General features: G+C 36.6%; 15 protein-coding genes and 2 riboswitches. Of the genes, 13 read left to right on the top strand and 2 right to left on the bottom strand.

Annotated elements, in window-relative coordinates; translation table 11 throughout:
- The first annotated feature begins 2 nt into the window (after positions 1-2).
- The 7 genes from walK (at position 3) to rlmH (ending at position 7,162) form a co-directional block, all read left to right on the top strand.
- On the top strand, positions 3-1,838 hold the full coding sequence (gene walK / locus ABS917_RS09245) for a cell wall metabolism sensor histidine kinase WalK (protein ID WP_350478704.1): 1,836 nt from the start codon (positions 3-5) through the stop codon (positions 1,836-1,838).
- A complete protein-coding gene (locus tag ABS917_RS09240) occupies positions 1,835-3,169 on the top strand; it encodes a YycH family regulatory protein (protein WP_350478703.1) in 1,335 nt (444 codons plus the stop codon). The genes walK and ABS917_RS09240 overlap by 4 nt, the downstream gene beginning before the upstream one ends.
- Positions 3,156-3,989, top strand: a complete 834-nt coding sequence (locus ABS917_RS09235; RefSeq protein ID WP_350478701.1) for a two-component system regulatory protein YycI — start codon at positions 3,156-3,158, stop codon at positions 3,987-3,989. Before ABS917_RS09240 ends, ABS917_RS09235 begins: the two co-directional genes overlap by 14 nt.
- Positions 3,990-4,001: 12 nt before the next feature.
- Positions 4,002-4,790 (top strand): MBL fold metallo-hydrolase, encoded by a 789-nt coding sequence (locus tag ABS917_RS09230; RefSeq protein WP_350478700.1) that lies wholly within the window; start codon positions 4,002-4,004, stop codon positions 4,788-4,790.
- 181 nt (positions 4,791-4,971) lie between these two features.
- Positions 4,972-6,264, top strand: coding sequence for a S1C family serine protease (locus tag ABS917_RS09225; RefSeq protein ID WP_350478699.1), 1,293 nt, complete (start codon positions 4,972-4,974; stop codon positions 6,262-6,264).
- A 163-nt stretch (positions 6,265-6,427) separates the two neighbouring features.
- A complete protein-coding gene (locus ABS917_RS09220) occupies positions 6,428-6,592 on the top strand; it encodes a CxxH/CxxC protein (protein WP_350478698.1) in 165 nt (54 codons plus the stop codon).
- 90 nt (positions 6,593-6,682) lie between these two features.
- Complete coding sequence (gene rlmH, locus ABS917_RS09215) at positions 6,683-7,162, top strand: 23S rRNA (pseudouridine(1915)-N(3))-methyltransferase RlmH (protein ID WP_350478697.1); 480 nt, start codon at positions 6,683-6,685, stop codon at positions 7,160-7,162.
- Between the two features lie 165 nt (positions 7,163-7,327).
- Here the strand turns inward: rlmH and ABS917_RS09210 are convergent, their stop codons facing one another.
- Complete coding sequence (locus tag ABS917_RS09210; protein ID WP_350478696.1) at positions 7,328-7,924, bottom strand: TetR/AcrR family transcriptional regulator; 597 nt, start codon at positions 7,922-7,924, stop codon at positions 7,328-7,330.
- 198 nt (positions 7,925-8,122) lie between these two features.
- On the opposite strand from ABS917_RS09210, the gene ABS917_RS09205 reads away from it, so the two are divergent.
- The 6 genes from ABS917_RS09205 (at position 8,123) to ABS917_RS09180 (ending at position 13,014) form a co-directional block, all read left to right on the top strand.
- Positions 8,123-9,232: an NAD(P)-dependent alcohol dehydrogenase gene (locus tag ABS917_RS09205; protein ID WP_350478695.1), complete on the top strand. Its 1,110-nt coding sequence runs from the start codon at positions 8,123-8,125 to the stop codon at positions 9,230-9,232.
- 347 nt (positions 9,233-9,579) lie between these two features.
- Positions 9,580-9,626, top strand: a riboswitch (PreQ1 riboswitch).
- Positions 9,627-9,778: 152 nt separating this feature from the next.
- On the top strand, positions 9,779-10,252 hold the full coding sequence (queD, locus tag ABS917_RS09200; protein ID WP_350478694.1) for a 6-carboxytetrahydropterin synthase QueD: 474 nt from the start codon (positions 9,779-9,781) through the stop codon (positions 10,250-10,252).
- Positions 10,245-10,973, top strand: coding sequence for a 7-carboxy-7-deazaguanine synthase QueE (queE, locus tag ABS917_RS09195; RefSeq protein WP_350478734.1), 729 nt, complete (start codon positions 10,245-10,247; stop codon positions 10,971-10,973). Before queD ends, queE begins: the two co-directional genes overlap by 8 nt.
- 115 nt (positions 10,974-11,088) lie before the next feature.
- Positions 11,089-11,135: riboswitch (PreQ1 riboswitch) on the top strand.
- A gap of 121 nt (positions 11,136-11,256) precedes the next feature.
- Positions 11,257-11,757, top strand: coding sequence for a preQ(1) synthase (gene queF / locus ABS917_RS09190; protein ID WP_350478693.1), 501 nt, complete (start codon positions 11,257-11,259; stop codon positions 11,755-11,757).
- A gap of 45 nt (positions 11,758-11,802) precedes the next feature.
- The gene (queC, locus tag ABS917_RS09185) at positions 11,803-12,456 is read left to right on the top strand and encodes a 7-cyano-7-deazaguanine synthase QueC (protein WP_350478692.1); all 654 of its coding nucleotides are present in this window, start codon (positions 11,803-11,805) and stop codon (positions 12,454-12,456) included.
- A 9-nt stretch (positions 12,457-12,465) separates the two neighbouring features.
- A complete protein-coding gene (locus tag ABS917_RS09180; RefSeq protein WP_350478691.1) occupies positions 12,466-13,014 on the top strand; it encodes a VUT family protein in 549 nt (182 codons plus the stop codon).
- 100 nt (positions 13,015-13,114) lie between these two features.
- Here ABS917_RS09180 and ABS917_RS09175 read toward each other — a convergent pair whose 3' ends face one another.
- Complete coding sequence (locus tag ABS917_RS09175) at positions 13,115-13,441, bottom strand: hypothetical protein (protein ID WP_350478690.1); 327 nt, start codon at positions 13,439-13,441, stop codon at positions 13,115-13,117.
- Between the last annotated feature and the right edge of the window lie 696 nt (positions 13,442-14,137).

The following is a 14,137-nucleotide window of genomic DNA, read 5'->3' as shown; positions in this document are numbered from 1 at the left end:
ACATGCAAAAAGTGAGCTTTTTTAAGTCCATCCATGTAAAGCTTGTATTGATTTATGTCCTATTGATTATTATTGCCCTTCAAATTATAGGCATTTATTTTTCAAAGCAGCTGGAGACGAATTTAAAAACGAATTTTCAAGATTCGATTCGCCAAAGAATAGAGCTTGTGCATTATAGTGTGCGTGAAGAAATGTTAAAAGTGCGCGATGAAAATACCCCTCCTACGATAGAGGATAGTTTAAAACCCATTCTGCAGGGGTTTTCTACAGAAGATATTAACAAAATCAATGTAGTGGACCGTCACGACCGTATATTGGCTACTTCCGAAGATGACCAGACAATTGTTGGTCAGCGTATAAATGAAGAAATTATACAACAGGCCGCGTCTTCCGAAACACTGTTGGATAAGATTTCATTGGATCGGGATACAGGACAGCGCATATGGATATTAGCTGTTCCTATTATGGATAATGTAGGATCTAAAGAGGATTTGAAAGGCGTTATTTACGTTCAATCGAATATTGAAAAGGTATACGAGCAACTAAATGAAATTAACCGGATTTTTGCGGCAGGTATTGCAGTATCGCTTGCTATTACCATTATATTAGGAATTTTAGTTGCGCGGACCATTACTCGCCCTATTTCCGATATGCGAAAACAGGCGCAGGCAATGTCAAAAGGAAATTATGCAAGAAAAGTGCGTGTATACGGAACAGATGAAATAGGACAGTTAGCCATTGCCTTCAATCATTTGACCAATCGTCTGCAGGAAGCACAATCTACGACAGAGGCTGAACGCCGAAAGCTGGCAAGTGTACTTAGTAACATGACAGATGGTGTAATAGCCACAGACCGCAAAGGGAAAATTATATTGATTAATGATCCGGCATTGGAATTGCTTCATGATTCACGTGAAACAACTTTAAACCGCCCGATTGCATCGGTATTACGCTTAGACCAGGAGTATAGTTTTGAAGACTTGATTCATATGAAAGATCCTGTGAATCTTGATTTTAGTATGAATGATGCACCGTATGTGTTACGTGCAAACTTTTCTGTAATTCAAAAGGAAACAGGTTTTGTAAATGGTCTGATTACGGTATTGCATGATATTACCGAACAGGAAAAAATTGATATGGAGCGTCGTGAATTTGTTGCGAATGTTTCCCATGAATTGCGTACGCCGTTAACGACGATGCGTAGTTATTTAGAAGCACTTGCAGAAGGTGCATGGAAAGATGAAAATATAGCGCCGACATTTTTAAACGTTACGCAAACTGAAACAGAGCGTATGATCCGCCTTGTAAATGATTTGCTTCAATTATCAAAAATGGACAGCCAGGAATATGAACTGAATCTGGAGTTTGTTGAATTTAATAAGTTTTTCACGCAAATTATCGACCGTTTTGAAATGTCGAAGTCACAGAATGTAGAATTTGTCCGTTTGCTTCCAGAAAAGAGCTATTTTGTTGATATTGATACCGATAAGCTTACACAGGTAATCGATAATATTATTTCAAATGCATTGAAATATTCTCCGGATGGCGGCAATATTCGTTTTGGTTTTACCGTTCATGATAATATGATTCGCGTTATGATTTCAGATGATGGTATGGGAATTCCGAAAGAAAATGTGACGCGAATTTTCGATCGCTTCTATCGTGTAGACCGAGCAAGAGCAAGGTCGATGGGTGGAACAGGTTTAGGTCTTGCAATTGCTCGTGAAATGATTGAAGCACACGGCGGGAAAATTTGGGCAGAAAGTGAGGAAGGCCAGGGTACTACGATATTCTTCACATTGCCATATGAATTGGATGAAGCGGGGGATTGGGAATGAAATATGTTGAACAAATAAAATCTCTTTTATTAGCATTCCTCGTTTTACTTAGCATTGTGTTCACACTTCTTATTTGGAATTACAAACCGGAATATGAAACGGTAAAGGAGACCCAGATTGAGGAAGTACTTGTCGGCAAACCGAAGGACTTACAGGAAGTAATAAAACCATACAGATTGTTGTATCGCCAAAACGAGCAATTTTACGGAACAGTCTCTTCAACACCTTTGAAAGGATTGTACAGCCACTTACGTTCATGGCAAGTTTACGAGATGGATTTAATTAACAGTGATCTTTCAGACAGTAAAATGAACGAAATGCTGCGGGCGAATAATCGTATAACAATGTTTTTTAATGAAGAAATTCCTTTGCGCGTTTTTTCTAATCTCTTGTCATTTAGTGATAATGAAATACCAGATGTAAGCTTTACACGTCTTATTATAGACTGGTCAAATGTAGAGAATAGTGATCAGCTACAGTTGCTTTTCCTAAACACAGAAGAGCGATCGTTATATAGAGCGTATGCGAGCGTACCGGATAAGGATTATTTCATGGAGAAGGTAATTGAACCGGCAAATGATTATAGCCAATATGTTGAAGTTGAACGGGATGCTTTACGCTCTTTATATGTGGCCAAAGATCCTATACAGTCAGCAAGGAACAGATATTTAGCTGTAGATATTAAACCTGATCTATTTAAAAAAATTCTGTTCACCGATTTAAAAATCGTACAACGGAATATTGAAAGTTCCCAATCTGAAAGGTTTACTGATGGGACATCGTTAATGACAGTTGATAGCCAAAACCGGAGTATAAATTATGTATACCCGACTGCAGAAAGTAATGCATCGATTCCTTCCTCAAGATTATTGTTTGACAGTTATAATTTTATAAATGATCATGGTGGATTTACAATGGATTACCGCCTGTCTTCTATGGACATTGATAGGCATATTGCAGAATATCAGCTATTTTTACAGGGTCTTCCTGTATACAGTAAAGTTACGACAACGCGTCTCGTAACTACTTGGGGTGAAAACCGTATTTTCCGTTACCGCCGCCCTTATTATTCAATGGGTACTAATATTGAAAGGGTACAGAGGGATCTGGAATCAGGGGAACAAATAGTTGAGTTGCTTCGTACAAAAGATAATAAATTATTTAATGAAACAGAGGAAATCGTTGTTGGGTACGAATTAACGCTTGAAGAATCAGAGCAGGATACGGATTTGGTCCTCGTATTGGAGCCAAGATGGTTTGCCGTTACAAACAATGTATGGACACGCCTTTCACCCGAGGAAATAGGGGGTGATGAAGTTGGATTGGAGTAGAACGAAAACTATTTTTATATGGGTTTTTCTAGTATTGAATCTCTTTTTATATACGCAGTATTTAGAAAGCTATAAAGAAGGAGAGAAAATAGAAGTTTTAGGGGAAACGATGGAAATTGAAGCACGTTTGAAGGAAGATAATATAACGTATATTGCCCTTCCGAACAATAAGGAAAGTGCAGCATATTATTCCGGACAAATTAAAAATTTCTCTCCATCTGAGGTGCCATATTTTAAGAATCAAAGCGCAAAGATAGAAAATAACAATAAGCTGATTGTGACAATGGACAAGCCTGTAAAGCTTCAGAAAAGCGATACCCGAGATTCCTATACTGATTTTGTCCACAACAATGTATATGAAGGTGATTCCTATGTGCTTTGGGATATCGATAAAGAGAAAAAAGAAGCGACATTTTTCCAGAAGGTGAATGACGTAACACTGTATTATAATGTGCGTGGTTATGTAAAACTTTACTGGGATGATGAAAACCATATTGTTTCTTATGAGCAAACAATGCTGGAAAAGCATGAAAAGTTAGATAAACAGCAAAATCTATTAACTGCAAGACAAGTATTGCAGATTTTATATGGAAAGAATTTATTAAAACCGGATTCTCAGATTACGGAAATGAATCTAGGCTACTCTACAATTGTTCAATTAACGCAAACACAAGTATTTGCACCGACATGGGAAGTACGGGTAAAGCTGGCTGATGACACAGAAGAAATACATTTTGTGAATGCGGTACAGGGACGAATTGTGGAGATCCAAAATGACTTATCCGAAATTGTCGAGCAGACAGAGGATTTGGAAGAGTAGGGAGTTTTAACAATGCGATTTAGCGTTTTAGCAAGTGGCAGTACAGGAAACGCAGTCTACGTAGAAAATGATGAACATTCATTTTTGATTGATGCAGGCTTAAGCGGAAAGAAAATGGAGCAACTGTTTGCTAATATAGATCGTGATATGAAAAATTTATCAGGTATTTTAGTAACACATGAGCATAGTGACCATATTAAAGGGCTTGGTGTCATTGCACGTAAATATAATATTCCGGTCTTTGCAAATGCAAAAACATGGACAGCAATGGACGGGCTCATAGGAACAATTCCAACAGATTTATGTTTCGACTTTGATATGGAAACAGTAAAAACGTTTGGAGGGCTGGATATTCAATCGTTTGCCGTGTCTCACGATGCTGCTGAACCAATGTTCTATACATTCTATGAAAACGGACGGAAGCTTGTGGTCATTACAGATACAGGCTATGTCAGCGACCGGATGAAAGGATATATTTCAGCAGCAGATGCCTACGTATTTGAAAGTAATCACGATGTGAGTATGCTTCAAATGGGCAAATACCCTTGGAGTATTAAACGCCGTATATTATCCGATGTAGGACATGTATCGAATGAGGATGCTGCAGTGGCAATGGCTGATGTTGTTGCAGAAAAACCGACGCAAATTTATTTGGCGCATTTAAGTAAAGACAACAATATGAAAGATTTGGCGCGGATGAGCGTAGAACAGACATTGGAGTCTTGCGGCATTATGGCAGGGGAATATCTGCATCTGCATGATACCGATGCAAATGAGCCGACAAAGCTTGTGACAGTTTAATTGCAGCAAGGCATAATTGAAGTAAATATGGGTAAAAGATAGGTGTGTTAAAAGTTTCTACTTTTAGCATACCTTTTTTATTTTTGTGACAATTTTTAATTAGGTTTTATGTGATTTTCATCTAATTTTAATGTTAAGTGTGTATGCTATCAGTAAGAAGAATAAAGGAAGGATGAGCGATATGGGATACTATCCTGAAGACGATAAGAAAGAAACCCAAAATGATCGTATTGCAGAGCTTGAGGCTCGTTTAAAAAGAGAAGAAGAAGAAAAAAAACAGCGGCAAAATAGAAAAGAAAAAAAAGGAGGCAATAAAGGCGGATACTTTTTATCTGGCTTAAGCGGTGTTGTCGTTGGTGCTTTATTATTATGGCTCCTGCTTCCCTCGTTGGCAAATCAGCTACCAGGTGGTAATGATGTAAACTCGGTTACAAATGATTCCCCAAACTCAACGATCAGTCAAACTGCAACAGAGGTGACAACAGATGTAACAAATGCGGTTGAAAAAGTATCGAGTGCCGTTGTTGGGATTACAAATATTCAAAATGTAGCACCAAACTTCTGGAATCAAAGTACTGGAGAAGCTCAAGCGGTAGGTAGCGGTTCAGGGGTTGTTTATAAAAAAGAAGGGAACTTTGCCTTTATCGTAACGAACCACCATGTTGTAGATGGGGCAGAACAAATTGAAGTAACTTTAGATGATGGCGAAAAAGTAAAAGCAGAGCTTATCGGTTCTGATATTTGGACAGACTTAGCAATACTTTCAATACCAAGTGAAGGAATTGATACAGTAGCTAACTTCGGAGATTCGGATGTATTAAAACAAGGTGAAACGGTAATCGCGATCGGAAATCCATTGGGCTTAGATTTTTATGGTTCTGTAACAACAGGTGTAATTTCGGGGAAAGACCGCTCGGTGCCAGTCGACTTAAATGAGGATGGTGCAGAAGACTGGTCTACAGAAGTATTACAGACTGATGCAGCAATCAACTCAGGAAACTCAGGTGGCGCATTAGTGAATATTGCAGGTGAATTAATCGGTATAAATTCTATGAAAATTGCCCAGTCTTCAGTTGAGGGCTTAGGATTTGCAATTCCAATCAATTCAGCAATTCCGATTATTGAACAACTTGAAAAGCACGGAGAAGTACAACGCCCAACGATGGGAATTTCCTTAGTTGATTTAGCGGAAGTACCGGCTTATTATCAACAGCAAACGTTAAAATTACCTGAAGAAGTAACGAATGGTGTTGTCATTTCCCAAGTTGTAAGAGGTTCAGCTGCGGATAAGGCAGGATTACAGCAGTATGATGTCATTGTAGAAATGGATGGAGAAAAAATTGAAAATGCAATTGAACTTCGCAAACATTTATATAATGAAAAATCTATAGGCGATACGTTGAAAATTAAAGTATATCGCAACGGTAAAATAGTAGAAGCTAATTTAGAGTTAGTAGAAAATGCACAATTGTAAATGTGGATAACTTAATTAAAGAATGAAATTGTACACAACGGGTAGAGAAGAAAAAGGCTTGTCTTTTCTACTCGTTTTTTGTCTGTTACAATGGGTTGTGGATAACATTTTAAAAATTGTGAATAAGTTTGTGGAAATTTCAGAATAGAAAGAAGGTTTAAAAATGGAGACATACAGCTGTGAAACCCATATAGATCATGCGTTAGATATGCACGTGGCAGAAACGGAAAATTTCCCGATGATGGATTTGTTATCAGAAGGGGAAAAGTTATCAACAACTTGTTCCTACTGTGAACAGCCAGCAACATATGTTGTATCAAGTAAATAACTTTACACAATATATAGTTTATATTTGTGGATATGTGCATAACTTTTGTGGATAACTTGTTTGTAAATGGAACGTAAAGGTGGATAAGTTGTGAATATTACTATCATCTCGGTTGGTAAGTTGAAAGAAAAATATTTAAAAATGGGCATTGAGGAATATGTGAAGCGATTAGGCGGCTATGCAAAAATCGATTTAGTAGAAGTACCGGATGAGAAAGCACCTGAGCAGTTAAGTGAAGCTGATATGGAAATCGTCAAACGTAAGGAAGGGGACCGTATCCTTGCTAAAATTAATGACGGTACATATGTCATCGCGTTAGCTCTTGACGGTAAAATGAAAACAAGTGAAGAAATGGCCGCAGACCTAGAGGCGCTAATGACTTACGGGAAAAGCAAAGTGGCGTTTGTTATAGGCGGATCATTGGGATTGCATACGGATGTACTTAAGCGCGCGGATGAAAAATTGTGCTTCGGAAAAATGACACTACCCCACCAGTTGATGAAACTCGTGCTAGTAGAACAAATTTACCGCAGTTTTAGAATTATTAAGGGTGAACCTTATCATAAGTAAGTGCGGTTTTTAAAAATAGCACCTAGGACGCTTCCTAATCAAGTGTTCTAGGTGCTTTGTTATTTATATATTTTTTTACGATCAAAGAGGTCACTTTTTGCGTTTATCATAATTATTTCGACTGGCTTTTCACTCGACGGCTTGTATGAGCAATTCGCCATTACCTCATTCCTCACTTAGTTGAGTCATAAGTGAGGAATGATAATGTAATAGATTAATAATCCGTCTTGCCATTTCGGCTGGTTTTGCATCGTAGCTACTTCGAATCCATTCTAAAATAAATCCATATATACCGTAGGAGCGATAATTAATAAAGTAAGGTGCGTTAATTTCAGAAGCTTGATCTCCTAAAAAATACATCCGATTTTGGAATATATCTTGTAATACTGCTAATAAGGTTTGATTAATATTTGGAATTGTATTTTCAAGCACAAGTAAATCATAAAAGCTTCGATTCTCTTTGATATAATGAAATACGTCCGTACCTGAAGCATCCATTTTACGTAAATCTAATAATGGATTATCTCGAACTGGCTTACAAAATTCATACAAGAAATTTTCCATTTCGAGCGCAATAATTTCTGCAGCAAGCTCATCCTTGCTATCGTAATGCACATAAAAGGTTGTTCGGTTATAGTTAGCATTTTCTACAATATCCTTTACACGTACATTCGAATAACCGTTCTTTACCACAAGTGTTTTCAATGTTTGCCTAAGTTGATTCTTAGTCCTTTCAATGCGACGATCTTCTTTTTTTTCCACCAACCAACCCTCCAAAATCGACATTTTTATAATAATGTTGAATACCAATACATCTTATGATTAGGTGATGAAAACCTATACAAAAATACTTTTATAATGATTGAATACAAATTTTCCGCTAACTATAATTAGTTCTAAATGAGTAATACTATCATACCGATAGAATCTTATTCATTTCAACTTTTAGGAGGTATTAACATGAAAATTCAAGCAATGGTAACAACGGATGTTACTAGTTTCGAACAACAAACTTTGATTTTAGACGAGCCTAAAGCTGATGAAGTACTTGTGAAAATCGTTGCAACGGGTGTTTGCCATACGGATGCAACTGTTTTAGATAAATCTACACCTGTTCCTTACCCAGCGGTACTTGGCCACGAGGGTGCTGGAATTGTAGAAAAAGTTGGGGCAAACGTAACGACAGTTCAACCAGGAGACCATGTGGTACTTGGTTTCACTTACTGCGGTCACTGTGATAACTGCTTAGAAGGTAACGCTGGTGGCTGTGAAAATATGCTTCCTCTAAACTTCGGGGGTAAAAATAAACACGGTGAGACGCCACTTCACACAGAAAACAATCAAGATGTATCTCAATTCTTTGGACAATCTTCATTCGCCACTTACGCCACAGTTGCTGAAGGTAATGCAATTAAAGTAGATAAAGATATTGACCTACGCTTTCTTGGACCATTAGGTTGCGGTATTATGACTGGTAGTGGTACTGTATTAAATTCACTTGCACCAGAACCAGGTTCAAGCTTTGTCGTTTTCGGTACTGGTGCTGTAGGATTAGCAGGTATGATGGCATCAAAAATTGCGGGATGCTACCCAATCATTGCTGTAGACATTCATGATAGTCGACTTGAATTAGCAAAAGAGCTAGGTGCAACACACACAATTAATAGTAAGCAAGAAGATGTAACAGCACGCATTATTGAAATCACTGGTAAAGGTGCTCATTATGCATTAGAAACTACTGGTGTTCCAGAAGTAACATTAACGGGCATTCGCTCATTACGCGTAAAAGGTGAAATCGCTTCTGTAGCTGTTGGAAAACGTGACTTAACTTTAAACGTGTTTACTGAGATTGTTGGTCCTGCAAAAACTTTAAAAGGGGTTATTGAAGGTGACGCAGTACCACAATTAATTATCCCAAAATTAGTTCAATTCTTTAAAAATGGCCAATTCCCGGTAGATAAATTAGTGAAGTTTTATGATTTTAATCAAATTGAACAAGCATTTGCTGATTCTAAAAACGGTTCAACTATTAAACCTATATTAGTTTTAGACAAGGCGTATAAGGCTTAAAACTAATTTCGCACATTTTTAAGGATATTGATTCACTTTAAATGAATATCAATTAAATATAATGTTAATATAGAGAAAAAAACGCATGATATGACTACAATATAAAAGTCCTTATGAGTCCGTTGTTTCTTAATAAAGTAGCGAATAATAAAAATTACTTATTAATCCGATACCAGAAAAAATAGCTGTTGAGTAAATACTAGACAATTTAAAAACTCCTTCCAATATCTAATTTACCTAAAAAATCTTCAAAGGTATCATAAGTAAGTGCCGTTTTATTGGAATTACATTTGAAATCTTCCGGAAACTTATATATTATAATCTTATACAATAACACCCGAAGTAAAACGGGAGAGGTTCATAGCTAATACCCTCTATAAAAAACTATGGAAACATGACAATTCGCCATGTCCATATAGGACATGGCTTTTTATGTTTTATTCATATGTTTTAATAGAACGATTCATAGCAACCTCTCTTGGAAAGTGTCGGAAACATTTTACGAGGGAGTTTTTTTATATTTATATGTGGAGGGGATTTTAACGTATGCCAGGTTTTAGAATTGTCGATAAGCTACAAAAAATGGATGTAGATATAAAAAAAAGTCAATTAAAGTATCATTCAAAACGGGTGCTTGTGAGTAAAGAGTTTACGTTTGACGCCGCGCACCATTTACATAACTATGAGGGAAAGTGTAAAAATTTACATGGACATACGTATCGTGTAATTTTAGGCTTGAGCGGCTATACGGATGATCGAGGATTGATGATTGATTTTGGGGATATTAAGGAAATTTGGAAGCAACAAATCGAAACGCACTTGGACCATCATTATATCAATGAAACGCTACCACCGATGAATACAACAGCTGAAAATATCGTTGTTTGGATTTATGAAAGGTTAAGTGAAGCTTTGCAAAAGGAGCAACGTTATGATGGCGCACGTGTAGAGTTTGTTAAGCTATATGAAACGCCTACGAGCTATGCTGAAGCAAGAAGGGAATGGATGGAAGTTGAGTAAAGTCCCTGTAATCGAGATCTTCGGTCCTACAGTTCAAGGTGAGGGTATGGTAATAGGTCAGAAGACGATGTTTGTACGCACAGCTGGATGTGACTATGCCTGTTCTTGGTGCGATTCATCATTTACATGGGATGGCAGCGGCAAGCATTTAATCAAGCAAATGACAGCGGAGGATATATGGGCGGAGTTAAAACGTCTTGGTGGAAACAGGTTTTCGTTTGTCACCATTTCAGGAGGAAATCCAGCTCTTCTTTTCAACCTAGGTGCACTGACTGCGATTTTGAAAGAAAATAATATAAAAATTGGGGTAGAGACGCAAGGAAGTAAGTGGCAGGATTGGCTATACGATATCGATGAATTAACAATTTCACCAAAGCCACCTAGCTCAGGCATGACAACAGATTTTCTGATGCTGTCCCATATTTTAGAGAAGTTGAAAATTCAAAATGGGAATCAGCACGTGTCGCTAAAAATCGTCGTGTTTAATCAAGAGGATTATGAGTATGCAAAAGAAGTACATCGACGATACCCAGACACCCCATTTTATTTACAAGTCGGAAATGATGACATTACCTCTTTAGACACAGGACAATTAGCAAACTATCTATTGGCAAAGTATGAAATGCTCATTGATCAAGTGATGATGGATGAACAATTAAACGATGTTAAAGTTCTTCCACAGCTGCATACTCTCATATGGGGAAATAAAAGAGGCGTGTAATTCAGGACAGTAAAATGATAGGGAATCTTAAGTAAGTTCAAATTATTTTAGAAATATTAATTTACATATGACAATATATATAATAAAATGAAAAACAATGAAATACCTGAGTTGTTCAGGAGAGGTTCATAGCTGATACCCTCTATAAAAAACTATGGATACATGTATATTACGCCATGTCCATATCGGATGTGGCTTTTTTTATGCCTCTAATAGTTTGTTTATAGTCGTTACAGCTAGCCCTCCTTGGAATACTACGGTATTAACTTAAGGAGGTTTTTTTATGTCTGGTCGTCACCAAACAGAAGGATTAGAGGATTTAACGTTATTAGGGAATCAAAATGTGAATTACACATTTGCATATGCACCAGAAGTATTAGAGTCTGTCGACAATTTACATGTAAACCGTGATTATTTTGTAAAATTTAATTGCCCAGAGTTTACAAGTCTTTGTCCGATTACGCAGCAACCGGATTTTGCAACGATGTATATTTCATATATTCCAGATAAAAAAATAGTGGAAAGTAAGTCATTAAAATTATATTTATTTAGTTTCCGAAACCACGGTGATTTCCACGAAGATTGTGTAAATATTATTATGAATGATTTGATTAAACTTTTAGATCCTCGCTATATTGAAGTATGGGGCAAGTTTACGCCACGTGGGGGTATTTCAATCGATCCGTGGTGTAACTACGGTCGTCCAGGTACGAAATATGAAGAAATAGCAAACTATCGTTTAATGAATCATGATTTATATCCTGAAAAAATTGATAATCGATAATTTCTTTATTCAATAAATTTTGCATGCAAAGAGAGGGGAAAAATAATGAAGCATGAAAAAGCCGTTGTTGTATTTAGTGGCGGACAAGATAGTACAACGTGTTTGTTTTGGGCTTTAAAAAACTTTAAAGAGGTAGAAGTAGTAACTTTTGATTATGGACAACGACATGCACTAGAAATCGAATGCGCTAAACATATTGCACAGGAATTGAACGTACGACATCATGTTTTAAATATGTCGCTTTTGAATCAGTTAGCACCGAATGCTTTAACGCGTGACGATATCGAAATAAATGAAGGAGAGGAAGGCGAGCTCCCATCTACATTTGTACCGGGTCGTAATTTAGTTTTTTTATCATTCGCAGGGATTTTAGCAAGCCAAATTGGCGCTAAGCATATTGTGACAGGTGTATGCGAAACCGATTTTAGTGGCTATCCAGATTGTCGCGATGCCTTTGTAAAATCATTAAATGTCACATTAAATTTATCAATGGATACATCATTTGTTATACATACGCCACTCATGTGGATCAATAAAGCAGAGACATGGGCTTTAGCGGATCAGCTAGGTGCGTTTGATTTTGTACGTCAAAAAACATTGACATGTTACAACGGAATAATAGCGGATGGATGCGGGGAGTGTCCGGCATGTAAGCTTCGTCTGCAAGGAATGGAAGCTTATGCACAATCGTTAAGATAGGAGGATTTTATGAGTAGAGTTTTACTTTATTTAATATCAATTGTTGCGGCAAATGTCGTAACAGCGAGATTTATGCCACTTGAATTTGGAATGTTTATTGTACCGATGGGTTCATTCTTTATTGGTGCGACATTTATTTTCCGCGACATAGTTCAAAATAAATACGGCCGCAAAAAGACATATGCCTTTATTTTCTTAGCGTTAGTATTATCAGCAGTGGTGTCCTATTTATTAGGAGATACATTGGTCATCGTTGCAGCTTCAGCGTTGTCATTTTTAGTAGCAGAAACGACAGATACAGAAATATATACACGTTTAAAATTACCGATGGCGTGGCGCGTGTTTTATAGTGGAATTGTAGGAGGCTTGTTAGATTCAGTTATTTTTGTAGTTGTAGGATTAAGTCCGATTGGTGCGGGCTTTATACCTTGGGTAGCCGTCCCTGCAGCTATAGTTGGTCAAGTGTTTGTGAAAATAGTGATGCAAATGATTGGCGCGGCTTTATTAGCGCAAGGTTTAGTGTATAAAGAAAAGCGTCTATCTAAAATATCTGCCTAATTAAGAATAGTACGCTAAATATATTTTTACCGCACTTACATTAATTAAGGTGAACCGTATCATAAGAAAGTCAGCCCATAAAGAAAACGAAGGAATCCTGTTAGATTCCTTCGTTTTCTAGTTTTTCTATAAATTTTTCAAGTGCTGTTTTTGCTTCAGGCGAGTTTAAATTAAATTGAGATTCATCCATTAATGCTGAGATAGGTCCATTTAAAGGTATAGTGCTCGCTAAATTTTTTAAATCTAATTTATGAATAGAGTCATCGCTAGCTTCCCCAAACGCTGCGATTAATTGAATCTCATTATTTTCAGATTGAACTAATGCCAGATTTCCTTGAGATTGATTGTAATCGAGTTGAGTAAGTAAGTAATCTTTTAGAATACTTATAATATCATCTTCATTTAACTTAAAATAGTTATGCTTCAAGTTGTAACACTACCTTCGTAAAATCTATAAAATACATTATTCATCGCTAAAAACACTTCCCCGTTCTTTAATACTTTCAATTATGCCTGCACGTTGCTTATTTAATGTTGCCAATATACTGTATCCTCGCATTTTTTGTCGCATAAATTCATTTTCATCTTGAATATATAGGTATTCCTTGTGGTTGAAACGTAAAAACTGTATCAATTTGTTATAGATCAACTTAATCTACTTCTCGCCCTGCTATTTCAGCCATTTGCCTGTAAGCAAAAAACGTTCGTACAATGATAACAGCTCATTGCTGAAATAAGCTAAGTCGATATCGCATCATCGCGATTTGTTCCCTTTGCAAATGAACCGAACAATATCCTGAATCTGGATTTATTTTAGTTTGAATTAAATTTATTAGCTGATTTTCTATGTTTTTTCCAAGCATGTTATCACTCCTTTTCATTATTATAAACGTAGACGTAACCGCACTTATACTCGTTACGGAGAAGCGTATTATACAGTAGTGAAAAACTTTTTAAGCAGAGAGGCTTTCTGTAAGAGACATTGATAGAATATCCAATGAGATAATTGCAATTAAAAATAATAGAATCTCTATTATTATACTTTTATAAACACATACACCTAAAAGTACAAATAATGGTACTCTTAATAGGTTGGATAGAATAACTTACGAAAAATTGTAAA

The sequence above is a fragment of the Solibacillus sp. genome (genome assembly GCF_040273735.1).
In the GTDB taxonomy this organism is placed as follows: domain Bacteria; phylum Bacillota; class Bacilli; order Bacillales_A; family Planococcaceae; genus Solibacillus.
This window is presented reverse-complemented; position numbering and strand designations above follow the sequence as displayed.

Excerpts from the sequence above, each read along its gene's own strand:
- queD (WP_350478694.1), top strand. The coding sequence starts at position 9,779 with ATGCCAGGTTTTAGAATTGTCGATAAGCTACAAAAAATGGATGTAGAT.
- ABS917_RS09220 (WP_350478698.1), top strand. The coding sequence starts at position 6,428 with ATGGAGACATACAGCTGTGAAACCCATATAGATCATGCGTTAGATATG.
- walK (WP_350478704.1), top strand. The coding sequence starts at position 3 with ATGCAAAAAGTGAGCTTTTTTAAGTCCATCCATGTAAAGCTTGTATTG.
- ABS917_RS09180 (WP_350478691.1), top strand. The coding sequence starts at position 12,466 with ATGAGTAGAGTTTTACTTTATTTAATATCAATTGTTGCGGCAAATGTC.
- ABS917_RS09240 (WP_350478703.1), top strand. The coding sequence starts at position 1,835 with ATGAAATATGTTGAACAAATAAAATCTCTTTTATTAGCATTCCTCGTT.
- ABS917_RS09205 (WP_350478695.1), top strand. The coding sequence starts at position 8,123 with ATGAAAATTCAAGCAATGGTAACAACGGATGTTACTAGTTTCGAACAA.
- queC (WP_350478692.1), top strand. The coding sequence starts at position 11,803 with ATGAAGCATGAAAAAGCCGTTGTTGTATTTAGTGGCGGACAAGATAGT.
- ABS917_RS09225 (WP_350478699.1), top strand. The coding sequence starts at position 4,972 with ATGGGATACTATCCTGAAGACGATAAGAAAGAAACCCAAAATGATCGT.
- queF (WP_350478693.1), top strand. The coding sequence starts at position 11,257 with ATGTCTGGTCGTCACCAAACAGAAGGATTAGAGGATTTAACGTTATTA.
- ABS917_RS09230 (WP_350478700.1), top strand. The coding sequence starts at position 4,002 with ATGCGATTTAGCGTTTTAGCAAGTGGCAGTACAGGAAACGCAGTCTAC.